Origin of the sequence: Herbaspirillum sp. alder98, assembly GCF_020179755.1 — a bacterium.
Taxonomy (GTDB): Bacteria; Pseudomonadota; Gammaproteobacteria; order Burkholderiales; family Burkholderiaceae_D; genus Herbaspirillum.
In genome coordinates this window covers 34,729-58,414 of sequence record NZ_JAIUCY010000017.1, presented here as the reverse complement: position 1 = coordinate 58,414, position 23,686 = coordinate 34,729, and the positions used below count along the sequence as shown (strand labels likewise).

The 23,686-nt window shown below is 62.9% G+C and carries 20 protein-coding genes and 1 pseudogene; 14 read left to right on the top strand and 7 right to left on the bottom strand.

The features are described 5' to 3' along the window. The 6 genes and pseudogenes from LBW87_RS23545 to LBW87_RS23520 form a co-directional block, all read left to right on the top strand. Positions 1-338: pseudogene (locus LBW87_RS23545) on the top strand (ketol-acid reductoisomerase); the annotation flags it as partial. Between the two features lie 349 nt (positions 339-687). Further along, the gene (locus LBW87_RS23540; protein ID WP_225203911.1) at positions 688-1,461 is read left to right on the top strand and encodes an SIMPL domain-containing protein; all 774 of its coding nucleotides are present in this window, start codon (positions 688-690) and stop codon (positions 1,459-1,461) included. A gap of 81 nt (positions 1,462-1,542) precedes the next feature. Next, positions 1,543-2,088, top strand: a complete 546-nt coding sequence (locus LBW87_RS23535; protein WP_225203910.1) for a vesicle formation protein — start codon at positions 1,543-1,545, stop codon at positions 2,086-2,088. A 136-nt stretch (positions 2,089-2,224) separates the two neighbouring features. Continuing rightward, a complete protein-coding gene (locus LBW87_RS23530; protein ID WP_225203909.1) occupies positions 2,225-2,869 on the top strand; it encodes a phosphatidylserine decarboxylase in 645 nt (214 codons plus the stop codon). Positions 2,870-2,967: 98 nt separating this feature from the next. Continuing rightward, complete coding sequence (gene pssA / locus LBW87_RS23525) at positions 2,968-3,837, top strand: CDP-diacylglycerol--serine O-phosphatidyltransferase (protein WP_225203908.1); 870 nt, start codon at positions 2,968-2,970, stop codon at positions 3,835-3,837. Between the two features lie 177 nt (positions 3,838-4,014). Then, positions 4,015-4,641 carry a hypothetical protein gene (locus tag LBW87_RS23520; protein WP_225203907.1) on the top strand — a complete coding sequence of 209 codons (627 nt, stop codon included), beginning with the start codon at positions 4,015-4,017 and terminating at the stop codon, positions 4,639-4,641. Positions 4,642-4,668: 27 nt separating this feature from the next. Here LBW87_RS23520 and LBW87_RS23515 read toward each other — a convergent pair whose 3' ends face one another. From LBW87_RS23515 to LBW87_RS23505, 3 genes are all read right to left on the bottom strand, one after another. Further along, positions 4,669-5,361 (bottom strand): alpha/beta fold hydrolase, encoded by a 693-nt coding sequence (locus LBW87_RS23515; RefSeq protein WP_225203906.1) that lies wholly within the window; start codon positions 5,359-5,361, stop codon positions 4,669-4,671. Between the two features lie 3 nt (positions 5,362-5,364). Continuing rightward, the gene (locus tag LBW87_RS23510) at positions 5,365-6,861 is read right to left on the bottom strand and encodes a sensor domain-containing diguanylate cyclase (RefSeq protein ID WP_225203905.1); all 1,497 of its coding nucleotides are present in this window, start codon (positions 6,859-6,861) and stop codon (positions 5,365-5,367) included. Positions 6,862-6,943: 82 nt separating this feature from the next. Further along, complete coding sequence (locus LBW87_RS23505) at positions 6,944-7,330, bottom strand: hypothetical protein (RefSeq protein WP_225203904.1); 387 nt, start codon at positions 7,328-7,330, stop codon at positions 6,944-6,946. Positions 7,331-7,501: 171 nt separating this feature from the next. Between LBW87_RS23505 and LBW87_RS23500 the strand changes: the two genes are divergently transcribed. Continuing rightward, positions 7,502-9,043 carry a PLP-dependent aminotransferase family protein gene (locus LBW87_RS23500; protein WP_225203903.1) on the top strand — a complete coding sequence of 514 codons (1,542 nt, stop codon included), beginning with the start codon at positions 7,502-7,504 and terminating at the stop codon, positions 9,041-9,043. 35 nt (positions 9,044-9,078) lie between these two features. On the opposite strand, the gene LBW87_RS23495 is transcribed toward LBW87_RS23500, so the two are convergent. The 3 genes from LBW87_RS23495 to LBW87_RS23485 all read right to left on the bottom strand — a co-directional run bounded on the left by LBW87_RS23495 (position 9,079) and on the right by LBW87_RS23485 (position 13,700). After that, on the bottom strand, positions 9,079-11,316 hold the full coding sequence (locus LBW87_RS23495; protein ID WP_225203902.1) for a dermonecrotic toxin domain-containing protein: 2,238 nt from the start codon (positions 11,314-11,316) through the stop codon (positions 9,079-9,081). A gap of 155 nt (positions 11,317-11,471) precedes the next feature. Next, complete coding sequence (locus tag LBW87_RS23490; protein WP_225203901.1) at positions 11,472-12,389, bottom strand: sugar kinase; 918 nt, start codon at positions 12,387-12,389, stop codon at positions 11,472-11,474. Positions 12,390-12,407: 18 nt separating this feature from the next. Then, a complete protein-coding gene (locus LBW87_RS23485; protein ID WP_225203900.1) occupies positions 12,408-13,700 on the bottom strand; it encodes an amino acid deaminase in 1,293 nt (430 codons plus the stop codon). Positions 13,701-13,849: 149 nt separating this feature from the next. On the opposite strand from LBW87_RS23485, the gene LBW87_RS23480 reads away from it, so the two are divergent. From LBW87_RS23480 to LBW87_RS23465, 4 genes are all read left to right on the top strand, one after another. Continuing rightward, positions 13,850-14,734: a MurR/RpiR family transcriptional regulator gene (locus LBW87_RS23480; protein ID WP_225203899.1), complete on the top strand. Its 885-nt coding sequence runs from the start codon at positions 13,850-13,852 to the stop codon at positions 14,732-14,734. Between the two features lies 1 nt (position 14,735). Continuing rightward, a complete protein-coding gene (locus LBW87_RS23475) occupies positions 14,736-16,223 on the top strand; it encodes an N-acyl-D-amino-acid deacylase family protein (protein WP_225203898.1) in 1,488 nt (495 codons plus the stop codon). A 54-nt stretch (positions 16,224-16,277) separates the two neighbouring features. After that, positions 16,278-16,661, top strand: coding sequence for a RidA family protein (locus tag LBW87_RS23470; RefSeq protein WP_006712914.1), 384 nt, complete (start codon positions 16,278-16,280; stop codon positions 16,659-16,661). Positions 16,662-16,773: 112 nt separating this feature from the next. Next, positions 16,774-18,126, top strand: a complete 1,353-nt coding sequence (locus LBW87_RS23465; protein WP_225203897.1) for a GntP family permease — start codon at positions 16,774-16,776, stop codon at positions 18,124-18,126. A 75-nt stretch (positions 18,127-18,201) separates the two neighbouring features. On the opposite strand, the gene LBW87_RS23460 is transcribed toward LBW87_RS23465, so the two are convergent. Next, positions 18,202-18,714 (bottom strand): DUF2845 domain-containing protein, encoded by a 513-nt coding sequence (locus LBW87_RS23460; protein ID WP_225203896.1) that lies wholly within the window; start codon positions 18,712-18,714, stop codon positions 18,202-18,204. Between the two features lie 222 nt (positions 18,715-18,936). Between LBW87_RS23460 and rpsO the strand changes: the two genes are divergently transcribed. The 3 genes from rpsO to LBW87_RS23445 all read left to right on the top strand — a co-directional run bounded on the left by rpsO (position 18,937) and on the right by LBW87_RS23445 (position 23,627). After that, entirely contained in the window at positions 18,937-19,206 is a 270-nt protein-coding gene (gene rpsO / locus LBW87_RS23455; RefSeq protein WP_008119265.1) for a 30S ribosomal protein S15, read from the top strand. Between the two features lie 274 nt (positions 19,207-19,480). Then, the gene (pnp, locus tag LBW87_RS23450) at positions 19,481-21,598 is read left to right on the top strand and encodes a polyribonucleotide nucleotidyltransferase (RefSeq protein ID WP_225203895.1); all 2,118 of its coding nucleotides are present in this window, start codon (positions 19,481-19,483) and stop codon (positions 21,596-21,598) included. Between the two features lie 745 nt (positions 21,599-22,343). After that, the gene (locus LBW87_RS23445; RefSeq protein ID WP_225203894.1) at positions 22,344-23,627 is read left to right on the top strand and encodes an NAD(P)/FAD-dependent oxidoreductase; all 1,284 of its coding nucleotides are present in this window, start codon (positions 22,344-22,346) and stop codon (positions 23,625-23,627) included. Positions 23,628-23,686: the final 59 nt, after the last annotated feature.

The window sequence follows — 23,686 nt, the reverse complement described above, 5'->3', positions numbered from 1 at the left end:
GCCTGCACGAACTGAAGCTGATCGTCGACCTGATCTACGAAGGCGGCATCGCCAACATGAACTACTCGATCTCGAACAACGCCGAATACGGCGAATACGTGACCGGCCCGCGCATCATCAACGAAGAAAGCAAGGCAGTGATGAAGAAGGTGCTGGCCGACATCCAGACTGGCGAATACGCCAAGAGCTTCATCCTGGAAAGCCGTGCCGGCGCGCCAACCCTGCTGTCGCGTCGTCGCATCAACGCCGAGCACCAGATCGAAGTCGTGGGCGAGAAGCTGCGCGCCATGATGCCGTGGATCAAGGCTAACAAGCTGGTCGACCAAACCAAGAACTAATCACGTTACTCCGTCGTGCCGGCGAAGGCCGGTACCCACTGTCGTTATGCACGTCGGATGACGCGCATCGAAAGACACTGGGTCCTGACTTTCGTCAGGACGACGGCGGTTGATTGATCGCTATCCTGTCGTGCCGGCGAAGGCCGGTACCCAGAGGCTTTGGAACACCGTGGCAATGATTGAAAAAAGACGCTTTCGAGCGTCTTTTTTCATGTCTGCTTACTTCTGTTGCAATTCGGAAAAGAACCATTTGCAAACCTCAAGCGTCGAAGTGTCCGGTATCGTGACAATTTCGCGCACCCTGGTTCGCGAAAGTCGTGCCCATCAAACAAGTCAAACAGAGGACCGAATGAAGACAACACACAAACTGATGCTGGGTGCCGCAATGGCCGCCGCCTGTATCACTGCGCAAGCGCAGAGCGTGCAGACCAATGGCAGCATGGTGGTGGTACCGGCCACCGGTGAATTGACCGTGCCCAATGACCAGGCCCACGTCACCTTGCAGGTCGAGGAGCAGGACAAGGACAAGACCGCCGCCGCCTCGCGCGTGAACCAGAAGATGAAGCAGGGCGTCGAATTGCTGCGCAAGCAAGACCCGCAGGCCGTGTTGAAGAGTTATGGTTATTACACCTATGCGGTATACGCCGAACCGCAGACCGTCGCGCCGCAAGCCGGTCGCACCCCACCCAAGGCGCGCCCGGTGGTGGGCTGGCGGGTTGGCCAGTACCTTGAAGTGACCACCCAGAATCTCAATGCCCTGCCCAGGACCGTGTCGTCGGCGCAAAGCCTGCTGAACCTCAATGGCCTGCAATTCGGCTTGAGCCCGAGCGCCAGCAAGAAGCTCGATGCGGCCCTGTTCGACGCCACCTACAAGAACCTGGAAGAGCGCATCGGCTTCATCGCCGGATCGATGCGTCGTTCGCCTGCCGACGCCGTGCTTGAAACGCTCGACTTCGAAGGCTCGGGCAACTACGCCAGCCCCGAACGCCCGATGGCCAAGAGCGCCATGATGATGCGCTCGGACATGGCCGCGCCGGAAGCGGCCAGCGTGGCAGAACCCAGCTTCGAGCCGGGTGAATCGACGGTCAGCATGCGCCTGGTCGGCAAGGTGCGCTTCAAGTAACAGAGGTCCGCATCGCAGCCGGGACTAAAGAGGTCTATATAATCGGCTTCTTTAGTCTTTGCGTTGCAACCCCTGCGGGCCATGAACAAACTCATTCATCCATTCCTCCGATTCAACAAGCTGGGCCTGCTGCTGATCGCAAGCCTCGCCGCCAACCTGGCGCATGCCGATATCTGCGCTGACCTGCGGGTCATCCAGTCCCAGTCCAAAAGCCATTTCGACGGCTGGAAGAAAGAGTCGGTCGAAGAGGGCGCGCGCCGTCAGTTCAGCTCTTCCTTCGTGCTCGATGGCGCCACCCGCTGCGTCATCGGCGGTAATTCCACCCATTATTCCTGCGTCTGGCAACTGGCCTCGCCGACCGAATTGCGCAGCGCTTATGCGCGCATGGTCGAGCAGGTCAAGGCTTGTCCCCCGCTGGGCAAGGAGCTGCCCGCCATCCTCAATGATCAGCCAGAGGAGCGCACCCGGGACGGCGTGCGCCAGACCATGGAAATCACCGGTTTCGATTTCGCCGATGCCGAGGTTACGGTGCTGGTAGGGCGCCTGGAAGTGAGCGGCGGCAAGCCGGCGCAGACCAGCAATCAGTTGCGGTTTTCGTTTGCCCGCTCCGGCAGCAGCCCGCGCTGAGCCGGTTGCGGCTGAAAAACCGGGTAAAACCGCGCTGCATCGGTCTGGATGCAGTGCCTGGCGTTGCATTTGGCGAGGGCTCGACTAGAATAGGCACGCTTTTACTTTTGAATTTACTGCGATCATCGGAGCGACATTGAACAATAACCATTATCCCCACCCCATTATCGCCCGCGAAGGCTGGCCGTTCCTGACCATCGCCGTAGTGGTGGCATTGCTGACCAGCGCGTTGTGGGGCGCCTGGTCCATTCCGTTCTGGATCATCGCGCTGTTCGTGTTGCAGTTCTTCCGCGATCCGCCACGCGTCATCCCGCAACAGGCCAATGCCGTGCTGTCGCCGGCCGATGGCCGTATCGTGGTGGTGGCACGCGCCCACGATCCTTATACCGATCGCGAAGCGCTCAAGATCAGCGTCTTCATGAACGTGTTCAATGTGCACTCCAACCGGGCGCCGGTGGATGGCAAGATCGAGACCGTGCAGTATTTCCCCGGCAAGTTCGTCAATGCCGATCTCGACAAGGCCTCGCTGGAAAACGAGCGCAATGCCCTGGCCATCACCACCACCAGCGGTCACAGCGTGACTTGCGTGCAGGTGGCCGGACTGATCGCCCGTCGCATCCTGTGCTACGTCAAGGCCGGCGACACCTTGGCGCGTGGCCAGCGCTACGGTTTCATCCGTTTTGGTTCGCGGGTCGACGTCTACCTGCCCCTGACGGCAGTGCCCAAGGTCACCGTCGGTGAAAAAGTCTCGGCCACAGAAACCATTCTGGCCGAACTCTGATCACACTCCTGTCGGCGCGCCACAGCAGGCGCGTCGACTGTCGGGCTCGGCGTGCAGTCGGTCGAGCTTTCTTTTGTACTTTCCAACAATAAACATCGATGGCAACTTTCCGACGACGTAAAGCCAAGGGCGGCATTCCTCTACCGAAGTCCCTGCGCGGACCCAAGCCTTATTCTGCGCAACTGGATCCGTCGGGCGAGGGCCCGGTGCGTCGTCGCCGCGCCCGCGGTATCTACCTGCTGCCCAACGCCTTCACCACGGCCGCGCTGTTCTGCGGCTTCTACGCCATCGTGATGGCGATGAACCTGAAGTTCGACTACGCCTCCATCGCCATCTTCGTGGCCATGGTGCTCGATAGCCTGGACGGTCGCGTGGCCCGCATGACCAACACCCAGAGCGAATTCGGCGCCCAGTACGACAGCCTGTCGGACATGGTCTCCTTCGGCGCGGCGCCGGCGCTGGTGGTGTACGAATGGTCGCTGCGCGGCATGGGCAAGCTCGGCTGGCTGGCCGCGTTTGTGTATTGCGTCGGCGGCGCGTTGCGCCTGGCACGCTTCAATACCAACATCGCGGTGGTCGACAAGCGTTATTTCCAGGGCCTGCCCAGTCCCGCCGCCGCGGCCATGGTGGCCGGTTTCGTGTGGCTGATGGATGATCTGCGCTTCGCCGGTACCGACCTCAGCTGGGCGGCCTGGGTAATCACGCTGTATGCCGGTATCACCATGGTCACCAACGTGCCATTCTATAGTTTCAAGGACGTCAATTTCCGCAAGCCCATGCCGTTCATCGCGGCCTTGATCGTGGTGTTGCTGCTGGTGGCCATTTCCAGCGATCCGTCCAAGGTACTGTTTGGCCTGTTCGTGCTGTATGGCCTGTCGGGCTATGGAGTCTATATCTGGCGCCGCATCAAGGGACGCCCGGTGAGCCTGGTGCAGACCAGTGATGAGCATGCCGACGACAGTCGTTGATACCTCTGCCGTATGTGATTCTGATACGTCAAACGCCCGCATCTGCGGGCGTTTTTCATTGCGCTTCGGAAATGGTCGGTAGTACTTGCTTACATTTTGCAGGCGCCGCTCAGCTTGCCCCATGCCGTTTGGTTTTCTAAGCTTTTTTCAAGACAGATCATTTCAGGAGTCTTGGACATGGCAATCGATACCAGTAACAACATCAATAACCTGACCGCTGCCTACCTCAACGCCAGCGCAGTCAACGCCGCACTGACCATCAACACCGGGGTCAACAACAACGCTGCACTGAACGTCAACCAGGGTGCGCTGCAACGTGCCACCGACCTGGCCGCAGATGCTGCGGTGGTGGTGTCGCTGTCGAACGCCAACCTGCTGAACCAGACGCAACCGCTGACCTACAACGCCGCCGGCTTGCTCAACACCGCCGTGGCGATCAACACTGCGACCAGCGTGGCGCAGGCGATCGCAGCGGCCAATGACGCTGCCGAAGTGCGAGCCGCCGAGCAGGCGCAACAAGCTCAACAGGCGCAGCAGTCGCAACAGGCCGATAACGGACTGGAGACCAACCTGTCGACCGAACAGTCGTCCAACCTTTTCTATGCAGGTGTGCTGTCGGGGCTGGCCACGGCGCCATCGACGGTCGGCCTGTACACCACCAACGGCAGTTTCACCGGCATCGATACCGCGTATGCGACCCAGTTGGCACAGGTGCTGCAGGCCAACCCTGATCTGGCCGACACCATCAGCGGCGAGATCGCCGCCCAGGGCGTGACGGGCGCATTGCTGTCGGTAACGGCGTAGGCCTGGAGTCGAATCGGGGGGAGGGAGTCAGGCAGGGGGATTGGCGATCAGCTGGGCCAGCCAATGTCGTAACGCATGATCGTTGGCACAGCGTTCGCTGATGCGGTGGTCGACGCTGGGTAGATCGACGATGCAACAGTGTCGTGATGCCCGGGCGTGGTCCCGCACCAGATCGGCAACATCGTAAGGAATGACGGCATCATCGAGGGCGCGCACCAGGGTCAGGCGGCCGGTATAGGTCGCAAGCAGTTGCAGCACCTCGGCATCGCGCCAGCTTTCGTGGCGGCGCAGGGCGGCGCTGAACGCGGGGCCGAATGGCAGCGCAAAGGCGGAACCATCATAGATCGCGCCCACTATCGTGACGACATGTGTAATCTGGTTTTGCGCTCTGCAGGCCAGGCGCAGGGCGATCTCACCGCCCATGCTCACCCCCACCACTGTGCGGGGGCCTGTGGTGGCATGGTCCAGCAAGGCCTGGGCCTGTTCCAGTCTTTTTTCCAGTGAAGCAGGTTGATGGGAAGTGCTGGCGCCGTGGCCCGAAAAGTCCAGCGCAGCGCTGGCGCATCCCAGGTCGGCCAGTGTCTGTCGCAGTGGTTGCTGGCGCTGGCGCGAGCTCTGGCCGGCACCGTGCAGGACCAGTGTCTGGACCGGCGACGCGCCTAGCACGTCGCAGGCCACGCATTCGTCATCGACCTGCAGCGAGAAGCTGGTGAAAGACACCGCTCAGTCCAGCCCGAGCCGTCGCTCTTGGCCCGGCCCGCTGTAGAACGCCCGCTTGGCTTCGTACATCAGCACGTCGGCGCGCTGCACCACCGCTTCCAGGCGTTCGCCGGGGACCGCCGTGGCAGCGCCCATCGACAGGCTCACCGCCACCCCCGAATAGAACTGGTTGTTGAGGTCGACCAATTGCTGGATCTGCTCGATCAATGCGCCGGCGCCACGCTCATCGGTGGCCGGCAGCAGGATCGCGAATTCGTCGCCGCCGGTGCGCGCCACACTGGCCGGGCGTTCGACCGCCTTCGACAGCACCTCGCCGACGCGCCGCAGCAAGGCGTCGCCTGCGGCATGGCCGCGCTCGTCGTTGACCTGCTTGAGGCCATTGAGGTCGGCCACGATCACGCTCACCGGGAAGGGGCCCTTGCGTTCCAGCCGGTTCAACTCGTCGACCATGAAGGCGCGATTGTGCAGCTTGGTCAGTTCATCGTGCTTGCCGAGGAACTCGAGATACGCTTCGGCCTTCTTGCGCGCGGTGATATCGGTAAGCGCCACCAGCACCAGGCCCCAGCTATCCTCATGGCCGGGAAACACCGAGAACTGCATGTGCACATTGAGCGCTTCGCCGCTGAGCGAATAGTTGACCACCTCGCGCTGGTGCAGCAGATTGCCATTCCATAACTCGATCAGTTGCTGGCTGAAGTGCGGCCGCATGTCGTCGCGAAACACATCCGACAGGCGCGACAGCAGCGCCGGCTTGTCCTGGGCGCCGAACATCGACAGCGTCTGCAGGTTGACGTCGATGACGCGGATCTCCTGCATGCAGCGCTCGACGAACTCGGGATGGACATCGATGAAGGTGCGGAAGTCGGTAATGCCGATGCGGTGCAGGTCATCGAACAGGCGCTTCACATGGCTGAAGTCCTCGACCCACAGCGAGATCGGCGAATACTCGAACAGGCCGCGCGCATAGTTTTCGCTGCGCGACAGTTTCTTGCGCGCGGTCTCGCGCTCGGTCACGTTCTCGATCGCCAGCAGGATGTAATCCCAGCTCTGCTCGCTGCCGGGCATGATGCGCCCGCTCAGCTGGATGTCGATGCGGCGGCCGCCCAGCGTGTAGTTGACGGTGTAACTCGAAAAATTGAGCCCGCCTTGCCACAGTTGCACCAGTTCGTCGATGAAGGTGTCGATCATGTCATCGCGAAATACCTGGTCGAGATTGGCGACCAGGTGCTCGCGGTCGGTGGCTTCGTAGAGCTCCAGCGTGCGGCGATTGACCGCCACCACCTTGATCTGGTGCGCGCACTGCTTGGCGCGACTGGGGTCTTCCCGCAGCCAGGCGCCGAGGTCGGAGATGCCCTCGGCGCGCCACTGGTCGAACAGCCGCTTCATGCCGCTATAGTCTTCTTTCCAGAGCGAGACCGGCGCCAGGTCGAAGGTTTCTTCGTCGACCCCGGCGCGGGTCGCATGCTGCTGGGTGTTGCCGGAAGGAATGTCGTTCTGCATAACACATGCATGGTAATTGGATCAGCAAGTGTAATGGTTTTACGATTGACTTAACGGACTTGGTTGCGCACCAGAAAACTTTTTATCCAGTTTTACTGACGCCGGACAATCCCTTGCTGCGGGTGGCGCCGCGGATCCGGCCGCTCAACTGGCGCATGGCTCGGGCCAATCGTGCCGGCCAATGCGGCGGCGGGTTCAGCCACAGCAGTTCGCCGCCGCGCGCGGCATCGATCTGCACCCAGCCGCCATGCTCCAGCCAATGGGTCTGGCCTTCGTTGATGAGCTGGCGCGGTTGCAGCAGGTGGCCGGAGATCCATTGTGGCGCGCCGGCGATGGTCAGGCCGGGGCCGTTCGAGACCAATGTGGCGCCGGCCGGCAGCCAGGTGCGCAGGGTCTGGCCGGGCGCCAGGCAGATGCGGCGGACGGCGGGGGCGGCGGGGATAGCAAGGGACGGCAGCGGGCGGGTCATGATTTTCTCCAGCGATAGTGACGGTGCCAGTCTAGGATTGCGGGCCGGCTCCGGACAGGCACAACGGCGTGCAGAAGATCGCGCAACAGAAGGCTTTCCTTGAATCTGTTATCGTTGCTTTTCGAATACTCTGTATCTGTTCTGGTTTTTCCGTCCGGAACAAGATGTCTTATGGATACCAGCCTGCTTGTTTCAGCCCCTGTCGCCGTTCCTGCCGCGCCGTTTTGCGCGCCCGCTGATGCACAGGCTCAGCCTCGTCCCCCTGCGCGCCTGCCCCTGTATCGCCGCCTGGCCGATCATTATCAGGAAGCCATCGATGCCGGCACGCTGGCCGTGGGCGACCGCATGCCATCGGTGCGCGATCTGATGCGCCAGCACCAGGTGAGTTTGTCGACCGCGCTGCAAAGCCTGCGCTATATGGAAGAGGCCGGTTGGCTCGAAGCCCGGCCGCGCTCCGGGTATTTCGTGCGACAGCCGAAGCGTTCGGTGATCCGGCCGGTGCAGGAACCGAGCAGCCTGCTGGCGCTGGACCCGGCGCAATATGTGGGTATCCACGAAAAGGTCTCGCAGTACATCGCCCTGCGCCAGAAGTCGGCGCCGGCCATCGATTTGTCCGGCATGACCTGCGCGCCCGAGCTGTATGCGGTGGATACGCTGCGCCAGGCGGCCATGCGCGCCTTGCGCGAACGCCCGGAGCTGCTGACCAGCGCCATGCCCCATAACGGCAACATGGCGTTTCGCCACGCAGTGGCGCGTCGTGCGCTCAATGCCGGCATGCGCATCAGCGCCGATGAAGTGGTGGTCACGCATGGTTGTATCGAGGCCCTCAACCTGGCCTTGCGCGCAGTGGCGGGGCCGGGCGACACCATCGCGGTGGAGTCGCCCACTTATTTCGGTTTGCTGCAGGCACTCGAGAACCTGGGCATGCGGGCGCTGGAGATACCGACCAGCCCGCATACCGGCATTTCGGTCGAGGCGCTGGAGCTGGCGGTGCGCACCTACGGCAACATCAAGGCGGTGGTGGTGGTGCCGAACCTGCAGAATCCGCTCGGCTGCATCATGCCCGAGGCCAGCAAGGATGCGCTGGTGGCGCTGTGCGACGAACTCAAGCTGCCGCTGATCGAAGATGACGCCTATACCGAACTGGCCGATGGCAACGTCGCGCCGTCATCGCTGAAGAGTCGCGACCGCAGCGGCAACGTGATCTATTGCGCCTCGCTCAACAAGGTGCTGGCGCCCGGCATGCGATTGGGGTGGATGAACGGCGGTCGCTGGCATGAACGGGTCGGCATGCTCAAGTTTGCGCATACCCGCGCCAATGAAGAATGGACCCAGGTCACGGCGGCGGATTTCATCGGCAGCCCGGCCTACGATCGTCACCTGCGGCGGCTGCGCGAGATACTGCGCGAACAACGCGAGCGCATGGCCGAGTCGATTGCGGCGTATTTTCCGGAGGGCTCGCGCATGAACGTGCCCAAGGGCGGCGTCGGCATGTGGGTCGAGTTGCCGCAGCAGATTTCGTCGCAGCGATTGTTCGAGCTGGCGCTGGTGGAGGGCGTAGGGGTGTCACCCGGGACGATTTTTTCGAATTCCGACCGCTATGGGCATTTCTTGCGCATCTGCTGCGGCCACCCGTTTACGCGTGAGCTCGATCAGGCATTGCGCAAGCTGGGACGCATCGGCCAGCAACTGCTCGACGGCGACGGACGATAGGCGCATCGTTCGCCGCCGGCGGCATTGAGCATCGCTCAGTTGATGAAGCGGCCGTCGATACGCGTCGTGCGTTGTGACATGTTGCCTTCCATTTCTATCTGCACGATCTGGTCTTCGATGGCGCGATAGCCGCTGCTTGAATAAGGGGCCACGAACACGCTGTCGGCCACCCTGACCATGGTTTCCCACCCGCCATCTGCCATCAAGGCAGCGTAGTTCGGGTTGTGCAGCCGGTTGTCGCCAAACGACACGCCGCGCAATCCCCGGGCGTCGATCTCATACAGCCAGTAATAGCGGCGATGGCGCGACGACACCTCGATGGCGCGCTGCGCCGCTTCAGGGGTGAGGAAGGCGTCCATGATCTCACCCTCCATCGCTGGCCTGCCGGCAGCGAAGCGGTACTGAAACGGGAACCCGAGTACCTCCGGATCGCGCCGATACATGCCGTGCGGATTGGAACGGGGCGTCACGTACATGTAGCGATAAAGCACAGTGAAGTTGCGACTTTCTAGGAAGCCCCGCTCGTTGGGTTGGCGAGTATCGATGTGCCGCGCCGGCGTGGGGCGCTGCGCTGGTGTGGCCGCTGCGGTAGGCTCGGCCTCGGTTGCAGTGTCGACGGCAGCATCGCGTCGCAGCCGGTCGATGCCCGCCAGCAGCCGGTGCTGTATTGAGCGTGCCCATTGTCCTGCGCGCTGGCCGCCGCGCCGGCACGCCAGGATCAAGTCATCGCTGATCGAGCGCGGATGTCGACCGGGCTCGGCGGCGCAGTCGGCCTGGGGCTCGCGCAGCCGTGCAAAGGCTTGATGTGCGGTAGCGAAGTCGGCCAGCCAGCGTTGTTCCTCTGCCGCCGATGACGCCCGCCCACCGCTCAGGTACTGCAGTTTCTCGCGATCGGCGGCAAAGCCCGCGGCGACCTGGCGCTGGAACACGTTGCCGTTCACGTATTGCGGAAGATAGGCGATGCGACGGTTGTAGAGCCCCTCCCGGATATCGGTCAGCCACTGGTCCACACCTTGGTAGGTGATGCCGTCGCGTCGGTTGTAGACCGAGAAATGCTGCGCCAGCTCGCGCAGGCCATCGGCGCTCCTGGTCATCTCGACGATGGCTGCCCGCATGGCGTCGGCATCCGCATATTCGCGCACCGGCCGCGCGCCGCCCGGCATGATCAGCACCACGTGGCCGTCGGCCGCACGCAGCCAGCTCATGTCGCTGGACTGGTAGGTGTTGATATCAAACACGAAGGCTTGCGTGCCCTGGGCGCCCAGCGTCGGGTCAGCTTGCCCGGCCGCTTCGCACAGCATGGCCAGCGCGCGATCCGACAGCAGCGCCTGGCCGCGGGCGTCCGGTTGTCCCAGCAAGCTACGGAAGTCCGCCTGGAGGGCGAGGTTGCTGCGCGCAATGCGCTCGTTGTACTGACCATGAGCGATGTCGACCAGCCATTTGTCGACCCCCTGGAGGAACATGCCGTCGCTGCGGTTGTAGGGCGAGAAATGCCGGGCGATTTCCTGGCGGCCCGCTTCGTCCTGCAGCATCTGGCGGATGTCGTCGCGCATCGCGCGCAGGGAAGGGTACTCGCGGATGTGCCGCTCGTTGCCCGGCATCAGCAGCACCACATGCCCGTTGCGCGCGCGCAGCCAGGCCATGTCGTCGGCCGCGTAGCCATTGATGTCGAAAGCGTAGGTGGAGGTGCCGTAGTCGCGCAGGTCGGGGTCGCGATTGCCGCCGGCTTCGGCCAGCATGCCCAGCGCCTGGTCGGATAGCTGCAGGCGGGCGGCGGCATGGTCGTTGATGCCCAATGCCCGCGCGCGTTCGTCGGCACGACGATGGGACAGGGCGAAATCGAGGATGTCGGCTTCGGCAGCCGTCTGCACGGTGTCGGCATTGCGGCTCCAGAAAGCTTCCAGGCGGGCGAGATAGTCGCGCTGGAAGGCCGGATCGCGGACTTCCTGGTGGCGGCGCCGGGCCTCATCGCGCAGATCGGGAAAGTCTGCGCCCAGCAACTCAGCTGCCTGCATGCGCAGTGCTGCAAGTTCGCCGCTGGCTGTGGTATCGAGGGACGACCGGCGCATGGCTGCAGTCGGTGCGGCGCCTGTGGCCGCAGCAGACAACGGGGGCGGCGCCAGCGTGACGATGCTGTCGCCGATGACCGCACTGCGCCGGGTGTGTGCGGTGGGGACGGCGGCGCGACGCATCGAGCGCGTTTCATGCTGTGCGGGCGCGGCGGGCATGCGCTCGAGCGTCGGGGTGGCGGGGTAGCCAAGGGGATGAATCATATTGCCTCCGGGGGGTAAGGACACGACAAGATGTCACTCCATCGAAGTCGTATTGTGCTCACCACCTACCCGGGGCATTGCGCCTCTCTACAAAGATGCGACGAAGAATAAAAATTTTTCGATTCTCGTCGTCTATGTACCGGCAGCGTTGCTGTCTAGCGCTGCAACGCTGCCTCTACCTGTTCGCGCCGGGGAATCGGCTCGACCGCACCGTAGCCGGTGGTCGACAGCGCCGCTGCCACGTTGGCATAGCGTGCTGCGCTGAACGGGTCGCGTCCGGCCACCAGTTCGGCGATGAAGGCGCCGCCGAAACAGTCGCCGGCGCCGGTGGCGTCCAGTGCCTGCACCGGATGGGGCGCGACCATGCGGCGCTCGTCGGCAGTGGCGACATAGCAGCCTTCGTGGCCCAGCTTGAAGGCCACCAGCTTGACGCCGTAGGACAGCAACTGGTCGACGATGGCGTCGCGCTCATCGAGGCCGGTCAGCAGGGAGACGTCTTCCCAGCTTGGCAGGCAGATGTCGCACAGCTTGAAGGCCTCGATCATCTTTTCACGGGCGCGTTCCAGCGGCCACAGGCGCAGCCGCAGGTTGGTGTCGAGCGAGGTCAGCACGCCGTGCCGGCGGGCATGGGCCATCGCCGCCAGGCCGCTGTCGCAGGCGCTCTCGCTGATGGCCAGGCTGATGCCCGACAGGTGCAGCACGCGCGCCTGCTCGATCGCCGCCAGTGGCAACTGGCCGGCGCTATAGCGGCTGGCGGCCGAGCCGCTGCGCAGATAGTGGAAGTGATGTCCGGCGTCGTCGTGGGTGACGAAGTAGATGCCGGTGGCTACGCCTGCGGCCACTTCGATGTGTTGTATGCCGACCTGCTCGGCCTGCCATAGCGCCAGCAGGTTGCGTCCGAAATGGTCGTCGCCGACGGCGCTGATGTAAGCCGTCTCGGCGCCCTGGCGGGCGGCGGCGATGCAGAAGTTGGAGGTGTCGCCACCGAAGCCTTCGAGGTAGTTACGCCGCTGCTGGATACTCTGGTTGAATTCGACCATGGCTTCGCCAAAGGCCAGGATGGTTTTGCGCATGAAGGGCTCGGGCTCTGTTCAGAAAAAGGTCTGTACCACGTCGACCACGTCGAATTGCGGATTCACCACCGGCAGGTGACGCCATTTGTCGAAGGTCAGGCAGGGGTGGGAAATGTCGAAGGCCAGCATGTCGCCCACGCGAATATCATCGCCGGCTTCGATCTTGAGGTAGGCGTGCTGGTCCATCATGCCGGTCACTTCCCAATGCGCAGGGGTGGCCGATGGCGTGCTGTCGGAGCCCGGGCGGAAACGCGAGACCGGCAGCGGCAGGCCTGCGTCGAAGGCGGCGTCGCGCTTGCCCAGCGCGATGATGGCTTTGTCGGCTTCGGGGATCGATTGCACGTAGGCCCACAACTGCAGGGCCGGTTGCAACTGGCTGCGCATCTGGTGCGCCACCGGATTGCGCACCTGGATCTGCGCCTGCGCGGCGCGGTAGATGCCGACGTCGTGGGTCAGGTAGCAGCCCGGACGCAGCACCACGTCGAGCGGCATGCCGATGTCGGCCCGGGCAAATTCCTCGGCCACCACGTCATACCAGGCCGAGCCGGCGCCGGTCAGCACGGCCGGGCCGCGCGCGCCGCGCTTGGCCAGCAGGCCCTGTGCGGCCAGTTCGCTGGCACAGGCCACCGCCCGTTGCAGGAACTGACGAATCTCAGCCTCTTCCTTGAGCACCCCTTCATACACTTCGACCCCGGCCAGCGCGATGCTGTCCCAGCGCTTGATGGCCGCTACCACGGCCGCCTGCTGCGCGGCGTCGCGCACGCCGGTGCGTCCGCCCAGCGGACCCAGTTCCAGCAGCACGTTGAGGGTTTGCTTGCGCTCGCTGAAGAAGCGGCCCAGCTGATCGACCAGATCGGCCGAATCGACCAGGCAGAAGAACTCGAAATCCGGGTCGGCCAACAGTTCGGAGATGATCGCCATGTTGCGCTTGCCGACCAGCTGGTTGGCCATGATCACGCGCCGCACGCCATGCTGGTAACCCGCCAGCGTCTGGTGCGCGGTGGCCAGGGTGATGCCCCAGGCGCCGGTGTCGAGCTGGCGCTTGAACAGCTTGGGCGCCATCGTGGTCTTGCCGTGCGGCGCCAGCTTCACCTGGTAGCGGGTGACGAATTCTTGCATCCAGTCAAGATTGTGTTGCAGCTTTTCGTCGTACAGAACCGCCGCCGGCAGGCTGATGTCTTCATTGAGCAGATTCCACTTCAGCGCCCCGGCCTGGTCCGGCGCCACTGGCCCGGGCAGGCTGCCCAGCCCTTTGTTCACAGAGTCGATGATGCCGGTTTGATAAGCAATTTGGTAGTTTGTATCATTCATCGCAAAAAAGTCCTGAAATGGTCTGTAAAAATTGGATTGACCTGATAATAGCCTTGAATTTACACTGTTTGCGGCGTGTTAGTAAATAACATAAATTATTTGGGTGATTTCTTTCCGGGTCATCTCAACCCTTTCGACAAGCTTCACGCATGGCGCAGACCTTCGACATCGTATCCCGCATCACCGAACGCAGCAGCCAGTTGCGACTGGCCGAGCAAAAGGTGGCGCAAGCCATCCTCGGCGACCTGGCGGGCGCGGCCAGCGCCAGCATTGGCGAGCTGGCGGCCAGCGCCGGCGTGTCGGTAGCCAGCGTGACGCGTTTTGCCAAGGCGATGGGCTGTCGCGACGTGCGCGAATTCAAGTTCCTGCTGGCGCAAGCGGTGGCGGTGGGGCAGCGTTTCTTCGATGGCGCCAAGCGCGCGCCGGACGCGCACCCGCCCGAACTGGCCGACATCGTCTGCAATGATATCCATGCAGTGCTCGACCTCAATCGCGCCATGCTCAACGCCGACATGCTGCTGGCGGCGGCCGGGCTGCTGGCCGAGGCCCGCATGATCTACTGCTTCGGCATGGGCGGCGGCTCGACCATGATGTCGGACGAGGCGCGCTATCGCCTGGTGCGCCTGGGGCGCCCGGTGGCCACCTATCACGACGCCGTGCTGCAGAAGATGGTGGCTGCCACGCTCGACAAGAAAGACGTGGTGCTGGCCTTCTCGACCACCGGCAACGTGCCCGAGTTGCTGGCCAGTTGCGAAGTGGCCCGCGAATACGGCGTCAAGCTGATCGCCATCACCGCGCTGGGTTCGCCCCTGGCCGGGCTGGCCGATGTGCTGCTGCCCATCAAGACGGTCGAGACCGACCTGATCTTCAAACCATCGTCGTCGCGCTACGCGATGATGATGACCCTCGACATGCTGGTGCTGGAGCTGGCCCTGCTGCAGAAAGACAGCAGCCAGGAACGCCTGCGCCGGCTCAAGTACGTACTCGATACACATCGCGGCGGTGGCGATCGCCACCAGCCGCTGGGAGACTAACATGACCCTCGACACGAACAACCCTTCGGCCCGGATCTGCGACACGCTGATCGTGGGCGCGCTTGTCATTGACGGTTCTGGAACCGGTTCCATCGCCGCCGACGTGGCCGTGCACCAGGGCCGCATCGTCGCCATCGGCAGCCTGGCCGACTGGCATGCCGGGCAAGTGTTCGACGCCAATGGCCGGGTACTGGCGCCCGGTTTCATCGACGTCCACACCCACGACGACACCAACGTCATCCGCACCCCCGAGATGTTTCCCAAGCTGTCGCAGGGCGTGACCACGGTGGTAGTCGGCAATTGCGGCATCAGCGCCGCGCCGGTCACGCTCAAGGGCGACCCGCCGGATCCGATGAACCTGCTGGGCAAGTCGGCCGCCTTCGACTATCCCACCTTCGCCAGCTACGTCGAGGCCGTCAATGCGGCGCAGCCGGCCATCAACGTGGCCGCGCTGGTCGGTCACACGGCCTTGCGCCAGAACCACATGGACCGCCTCGACCGCGCCGCCAGCGCCGACGAGATCGCGGCCATGCGCGCGCAACTGCGCGAAGCGCTGCAACACGGCGCGCTGGGCCTGTCGACCGGCCTGGCCTATGGCAATGCCATCAATGCGCCCACCGACGAGGTGCTGGCGCTGGCCGAGCCGCTGGCCGAATTCGGCGGCCTGTACGCGACCCACCTGCGCAGCGAATTCGCCGACATCCTGGAGGCCATGGATGAAGCCTTTCGCATCGGTCGCGGGGCCCGGGTGCCGGTGGTGATCTCGCACCTGAAATGCGCCGGGGTCGAGAATTGGGGGCGCAGCAGCGAGGTGTTGCAGGCGCTGGAGATCGCCGGGCGTCACCAGCATGTCGGTTGCGACTGCTATCCCTATACCGCCAGTTCGTCCACGCTGGATCTCAAGCAGGTCACCGACACCTACGATATCCAGGTCACCTGGTCCGAACCGCATCCCGAGATGGGCGGCAAGATGCTCAAGCAGATCGCCGCCGAATGGCAGCTCGACCTGCACGCGGCCGCCGCACGCCTGATGCCGGCCGGCGCGGTCTATCACTGCATGTCGGACGACGACGTCAACCGCATCCTGTCGCATCCGGCCACCGTGGTGGGTTCCGACGGCCTGCCCAACGACCCCTTGCCGCATCCTCGCCTGTGGGGCGCCTTCCCGCGGGTGCTGGGCTATTACAGCCGCGAGCAGAAGCTGTTCTCGCTGGCCGTGGCGGTGCACAAGATGACCGGCCTGTCGGCCCAGCGTTTCGGCCTGCATGAGCGAGGCCTGGTGCGCGAAGGCTATTGGGCCGACCTGGTCCTGTTCGATCCCGAGACCGTGCGCGACGCCGCCAGCTTTACCGACCCGATGCAACCGGCGCACGGCATCGAAGCGGTCTGGGTCAATGGTCAACTGACCTATCGGGGCGACCAGAAACGCGCCACCGGCGAACGCGCCGGACGCTTTCTGGCACGCCAGCGCGCGGCTACTACCAACTAACTGATTTTCATTCGAGGCGCATCGCGCATCATTTTTTCAAGCAAAGGAGCAGGTATGAGCATTCAACGATTTGGCGTGGAAGGCGGCAGTGGCACCGGCGGCCAGCATTTGCCGTTTGCACGGGCAGTGGCCGCTGACGGCTGGCTGTACGTGTCGGGGCAGGTGGCGATGGAAAACGGCGAAGTGATCGACGGCGGCATCGTGGCGCAGTCGCACAAGGCTATCCAGAACGTGCTGGCGATCCTGAAGGAAGCCGGCTACGGCCCCGAGCACGTGGTGCGCTGTGGCGTCTGGCTGGACGACGCGCGTGACTTCCAGTCCTTCAACAAGGTATTCAAGGAATACTTCGGCGCCAATCCGCCGGCCCGCGCCTGCGTGGTGTCGAGCATGGTGGTCGACTGCAAGGTCGAGGTCGACTGCGTGGCCTTCAAGCGCTGAACCGCACGATAAGAATTGCATTGCGATTGCATTGAATACGTCGGTGCAGCACGGGAGCCAGAAACCCGGCGCGCCGGCGGGTGACTTTTAACCTTCGGAAGAGGAGAGCAAGATGGAGGCTGTACAGGGAAGCGCATTGCTGATCTATGCATTGGTGGCGGTGATCGCACTGATCGTATTGATCGCGAAATTCAAGTTGAACCCGTTCATCGTATTGATCGTGGTGTCGTTGGTGCTGGGCCTGGCGGTGGGCATGCCGATGGGCAATATCGTCAAGGCCTTCGAGACCGGCGTCGGTGGCGCGCTGGGGCACATCGCGCTGGTGGTGGGCCTGGGGACCATGCTGGGCAAGATGATGGCCGAGTCGGGCGGTGCCGAGCGCATCGCCAACACCATGATCAAGGCCTTCGGTGAAAAGAACGTGCACTGGGCCATGATGACGGTGGCCTTCATCGTCGGCCTGCCGGTGTTCTTCGAAGTCGGTTTCGTGCTGCTGGTGCCGATTGCCTTCAACATCGCCAAGCGCACCGGGACCAACATGGTGCTGGTCGGTATTCCGATGGTGGCCGGTCTGTCGGTGGTGCACGGCCTGATCCCGCCGCATCCGGCAGCGCTGCTGGCGGTGACCGCCTACAACGCCGATATCGGCCACACCATCATGTACGCGCTGATCGTCGGTATTCCTACGGCCATCATCGCCGGTCCGATCTTCGGCAAGCTGGTGTCGAAGGTGGTGATCCCCAACCCGGATAATCCGCTGATCGAGCAGTTCGTCGACGCCAAGAAGGAACAGCGCGAATTGCCGGGCTTCGGCATCACGCTCTTCACCATCCTGTTGCCGGTGGCACTGATGCTGATCGGCAGCTGGGCCGACGTGTTCTTCGCCCCCAAGACCTTCGCCAACGATTTCCTGCGCCTGATCGGCAACTCGGTCATCGCGCTGCTGATCGCGACCCTGGTCAGTTTCTGGACCTTCGGTCGTGCGCGCGGTTTCGGCGCCGACCAGATCCTGAAGTTCACCAACGAATGCCTGGCGCCGATTGCCAGCATCACCCTGGTGGTGGGCGCGGGCGCCGGTTTCGGCCGCATCCTGATGGATGGCGGCGTGTCCAAGGCGATCGTCGGCATTGCCACCGATGCGCATCTGTCGCCGCTGCTGCTGGGCTGGTTCGTGGCGGCCCTGATTCGGGTGGCCACCGGTTCGGCCACGGTCGCCATGACCACCGCCTGCGGTATCGTCGCGCCCATCGTCTCTACCGTCGGCGGCGTGCGTCCCGAGCTGATGGTGCTGGCCACCGGCGCCGGTTCGCTGATCCTGTCGCACGTCAACGACGGCGGTTTCTGGCTGGTCAAGGAATACTTCAACATGACCGTGCCGCAGACCTTCAAGACCTGGACCGTGATGGAAACCCTGATCTCGGTGCTGGCCTTGCTATTCACGCTGGGCCTGGCGACGGTGATCTGACAAGTTGCTGCGCTGGTCAAAAAAAATGCCGTCCGGGTTGCATCGGACGGCATTTTTTCGTTGGGGCCGGCAGTCTCAGAAGCGCATGCGCGAATCGTCGTACCGCGGATCGGGGCCGTTCTCGACCTTCTGCACGATGCCCTGGTCGGTGAAGTACACCGTCATCTGCGAATTCCACACGCCGCTTTCCTTGAAGCTGTAGTTCCACGCTTCAAAGGGGACGCGCGCGTAGCGCGTGATTTCGCTTGGGCGTCCGACCCGGTTCAGCACGTCCTGCTTGGTGTCTTGGTTGGTACGGATGGCGCGGAAGTTCTCGATCGTCCACACCTGCTGATACGAGATCAGGCGGTGATCGGGGCCGATGCGCGCCATGTACTGGTACTGGCTGAAGGCGCCCGCGCCGTATTCGAACAGGCGGGTGTTGCCATCCTGATAAATATTGGTGGGCGCACCCAGGCGCGTGAGCACCTGCTCTTCGGATTCGCCCGGGTTGACCGGCGGCTGGAACAGCGAGGCGCAGCCGGCCAGGCTGAGCAGGGCGGCCGCGCTCAGCAGGCGCGGAGAAAAGCGGGAAATGAGTTGTCGCATGGTCATGGGTCCTGATTCGGCGGATGTCGTGTTGTTCAATGGCAATGAATGCCATCGCGCGCTACCGGCGTTGTCTCTAAGTATTTGAATGAAAGGGATTTTGCTATATACTGCGCGTCTGGTCGAATTTGACCGGATTCATTTTTTTTGTTCACGGTATGCGCGGCCGGCAATCAGATTGCCACCAAGGCTACACATACCGCCTGTGAAAGGTAAATTAGCATGTCCATCGAAAAAGCAGCCAAGGCTGCCATTATCTCCGAAAATGCACGCGCCACTAACGACACCGGTTCTCCGGAAGTGCAAGTCGCGCTGCTGACCGCCCGTATCAACGACCTGAACGGTCACTTCAAGGCACACAGCAAGGATCACCACTCGCGTCGCGGCCTGATCAAGATGGTTAACCGTCGCAAGAGCCTGCTGTCCTACCTGAAGGGCAAGGACGCTGATCGTTACCGCGCACTGATCGAAAAGCTCGGCCTGCGTAAGTAATTTGATTTTGCGCCTGCATCCGTTTCGCGGATCATAGCCACAATGCCTGCGTCACTCGTTGACGCGGGCATTTTGTTTTTTGCGATTCCGTTATTGTCCCGTTTTACGTTTTTGTCTCATCGTGGCGCAGCATGGCCACGTTCGTCGTAAGCCGCAGGCAAAATTGTCGGCGGCTGTGGTGAGGTGAACGACAGCGCCTGAAAATCTGTCGGCAAAAGGGGCCCGTGCACCGTGAACACAGTCGGGGCCAGCTCCATAAAAGAAAGGAAATACCGTGTTTAATAAAGTCACCAAGACCTTCCAGTACGGCCAGCACCAAGTTACGCTGGAAACCGGCGAAATCGCCCGCCAGGCATCTGGCGCCGTGGTGGTGTCGATCGAAGACACCGTCATCCTGGCCACCGTCGTGGCCCGCAAGGAAGCCAAGCCAGGCCAGGACTTCTTCCCCCTGACCGTCGATTACATCGAAAAGACCTATGCTGCCGGCCGTATCCCCGGTGGTTTCTTCAAGCGTGAGGGCAAGCCTTCCGAGAAGGAAACCCTGACATCGCGCCTGATCGATCGTCCGATCCGTCCGCTGTTCCCTGAAGGCTACCTCAACGAAGTGCAAGTGATCGTGCACGTGTTGTCGGTCAACCCCGAGATCGATCCCGACATCGCTGCGATGATCGGTTCGTCGGCTGCGCTGTCGCTGGCCGGCATCCCGTTCAGCGGCCCGGTGGGCGCCGCACGCGTGGGCTATATCGATGGCCAGTACGTGCTCAACCCGACCTCGACCCAACTGAAGTCGTCGCAACTGAACCTGGTGGTGGCGGGTACTGAATCGGCCGTGCTGATGGTCGAGTCCGAAGCCGACCAGCTGTCCGAAGAAGTGATGCTGGGCGCGGTGGTGTTCGGCCACGAGCAATCGAAGGCCGTCATCGACGCCATCCACGAACTGGTGCGCGACGGTGGCAAGCCTGAAGTGCAATGGGCGCCGCCTGCCAAGAACGATGCGCTGATCGCCCGCGTGTCGCAACTGGCCGAAGGCCCGCTGCGCGAAGCCTACCAGACCAAGGACAAGCAAGCCCGTACCGAAAAGCTCAAGGGCGTCACCAGCCAGGTCAACGCCGCATTGGTGGCCGATGCTGCCGATGTCGACCTGTCCGACGTCAGCACCATCCTGTTCGACCTGGAAGCCAAGATCGTGCGTTCGCAGATCCTGGAAGGCGAGCCACGCATCGATGGTCGCGACACCCGCACCGTGCGTCCGATCTCGATCCGTACCGGCGTGCTGCCGCGTACCCACGGTTCGGCCCTGTTCACCCGCGGCGAAACCCAGGCGCTGGTCATCGCCACGCTGGGCACGGCACGTGACGAGCAGAAGATCGACGGCCTGCTGGGCGAGTACACCGATCGCTTCATGCTGCACTACAACATGCCTCCGTTCGCTACGGGCGAAACCGGCCGCGTCGGTACCCCGAAGCGCCGCGAAATCGGTCACGGCCGTCTGGCCAAGCGCGCACTGCTGGCAGCTCTGCCGGCGGCTGACGAGTTCAGCTACTCGGTGCGCCTGGTGTCCGAAATCACCGAGTCGAACGGTTCCTCGTCGATGGCATCGGTCTGCGGCGGCTGTCTGGCGCTGATGGATGCGGGCGTGCCGATGAAGTCGCACGTGGCCGGTATCGCCATGGGCCTGATCAAGGAAGGCAACAAGTTTGCCGTTCTGACCGACATCCTGGGCGACGAAGATCACCTGGGCGACATGGACTTCAAGGTAGCCGGTACTGCCGAAGGCATCACCGCGTTGCAGATGGACATCAAGATCCAGGGCATCACCAAGGAAATCATGCAGGTGGCGCTGGAGCAGGCCAAGGAAGGCCGTCACCACATCCTGGGCAAGATGCAGGAAGCCGTGCCTGCCGGCACCGGCGAGCTGTCCGACTTCGCACCGCGCCTGATCACCATCAAGATCAACCCCGAGAAGATCCGTGACGTGATCGGCAAGGGCGGCGCCGTGATCCGTGCGCTGACCGAAGAAACCGGCACCCAGATCGACATCAGCGACGAAGGCGTGGTCACCATTGCTTCGGTCGATGCGACTGCCGGCCAGGAAGCCCGTCGCCGCATCGAAGAACTGACTGCTTCGGTCGAAGTGGGCAAGGTCTACGAAGGCACGGTCCTGAAGCTGCTGGACTTCGGCGCGATCGTCCAGGTCCTGCCGGGCAAGGATGGCCTGCTGCACATCAGCCAGATCGCCAACGAGCGCGTCAATGCCGTGGCCGACTACCTCAAGGAAGGCCAGCAAGTACGCGTCAAGGTCCTCGAGACCGACGACCGTGGCCGCCTGAAGCTGTCGATGAAGGCTGCCCAGGGTGAAGACTCGCCAGAGTCCGCTACCCAGGCTCAGTAAGTCCTGCGCTGCCGGGCTGCTCCCGGTAGTGGCGGTAAGGAATCCCCCGTGGCCGTGAGGCTGCGGGGGATTTTTCGTTGGTGTTCCTAACGTCGCTGGGTACCGGCCTTCGCCGGCACGACGAGTTACTTATAGCTCAACCTCCGTCGTCCTGACGAAAGTCAGGGCCCAGTGTCTTTAAGCAACCTCCGGGGCTCCATCAACGCCGCTGGGTACCGGCTTTCGCCGGCACGACGAGTTACTTATAGCTCAACCTCCGTCGTCCTGACGAAAGTCAGGACCCAGCGTCTTTCAGTGCCGCCGGGACGCCGTCAACGCCGCTGGGTACCGGCCTTCGCCGGCACGACGAGTTACTTATAGCTCAACCTCCGTCGTCCTGACGAAAGTCAGGACCCAGCGTCTTTAAGCAACCTCCGGGGCTCCATCAACGCCGCTGGGTACCGGCCTTCGCCGGCACGACGGATTACTTATAGCTCAACCTCCGTCGTCCTGACGAAAGTCAGGACCCAGCGTCTTTAGTCTTTCAGCGCCGCCGGCGACCGGGGTATGACAAAGTGGCCAAGTGCTTTAGAACCAAATATGTGAGAACCTGTCCGTCTGCATTGAGGCAGGTCAAATCGCCTCGCCGGTGGTCCAGCCAAAACCATGACCGGTCGGTGCAATCCGAATAGAGAGTAGGGGACAGCGTCGCCGTGGCCGCAAGGCCGGGCAGACATAAAAACAGTTTACTTTTGAAAGGAAGCCCATGCCCCACGTAGTCATCATCGGCTGTGGTTTCGGTGGTCTCGCCGCGGCCCGCGAGTTGGCCAATGCGGACGTTCGCATCACCATGATCGATCGCACCAATCACCACCTGTTCCAGCCGCTGCTGTACCAGGTCGCCACCGCTGGCCTGTCGGCCCCTGCCATCAGCGCACCGATCCGCGACATCCTGTCTGACCAGCCCAACGTGACTACGCTCATGGCCGATGTCACCGCCATCGATGTCAATGCTCGCACCGTATCGCTGGAGGATGGCACCCGTATCGACTATGACCACCTGATCGTGGCCGCCGGTTCGACCCATAGCTATTTCGGTCGCGACGACTGGGCGCGGCTGGCCCCGGGCCTGAAGACGCTGGCCGATGCCTTCGAGATTCGCCGCCGCGTGCTGATGGCGTTCGAATATGCCGAGCGCGAGAGCGACGAGCGCCGTCGCCAGGAATGGCTGACCTTCACCGTCATCGGCGGTGGCGCCACCGGCGTCGAGATGGCCGGCACCCTGGTCGAGATCGCGCGCCATACCCTGCGCGGCGAATTTCGTCGCATCGACCCGCATTCGGCGCGGGTGGTGCTCATCGAGGGCTCCGACCGTATCCTGGGCGCCTATCCGCCCGACCTGTCCGAAAAGGCGCGCGAGCAGTTGCAGGCACTGGGCGTGGATGTGCGCACCGGCAGCCGCGTGGTGCACATCGACGAGCAATGCGTGCGCTACAGCAATTTCGATGGCGAGCAATCGCTGGCGTCGCGCACCGTGGTGTGGTCGGCCGGGGTGGCCGCCTCGCCATTGGGCAAGGCGCTGGGCGTCGAGACCGATCGCGCCGGCCGGGTGCCGGTGTCGCCCGAACTCAACATCGCCGGCCATGACAATGTCTATGTCATCGGCGATCTGGCCGCCGCCCAGTCCGACGGCAAGCCGGTGCCGGGCGTGTCGCCGGCGGCCAAGCAGATGGGGCGGATCGCGGGCAAGAACATCAAGCACCGCATCGCCAACCAGCCGCTGGAAAGCTTCGTCTATCGCGACTACGGTTCACTGGCCACCATCGGCCGGCGGGCCGCCATTGCGATGGTCGGCAAGTTCAAGTTCTCGGGCTTTTCGGCATGGCTGTTCTGGTTGTTCGTGCACGTCTATTTCCTGATCGGTTTCCGCAACCGCGTCATCGTCATGAGCGACTGGGCCTGGGCCTATTTCACCTTCAAGCGCAGCGCCCGGGTGATTCCGGCGACCATGCATACGCCTAAACCCGAGCAACCGGACCCCGCTCCGTAAGCACCGCGAACGGGCATAAAAAAACGGTATCTTCCACGTCTTGGGGACGTGGAAGATAC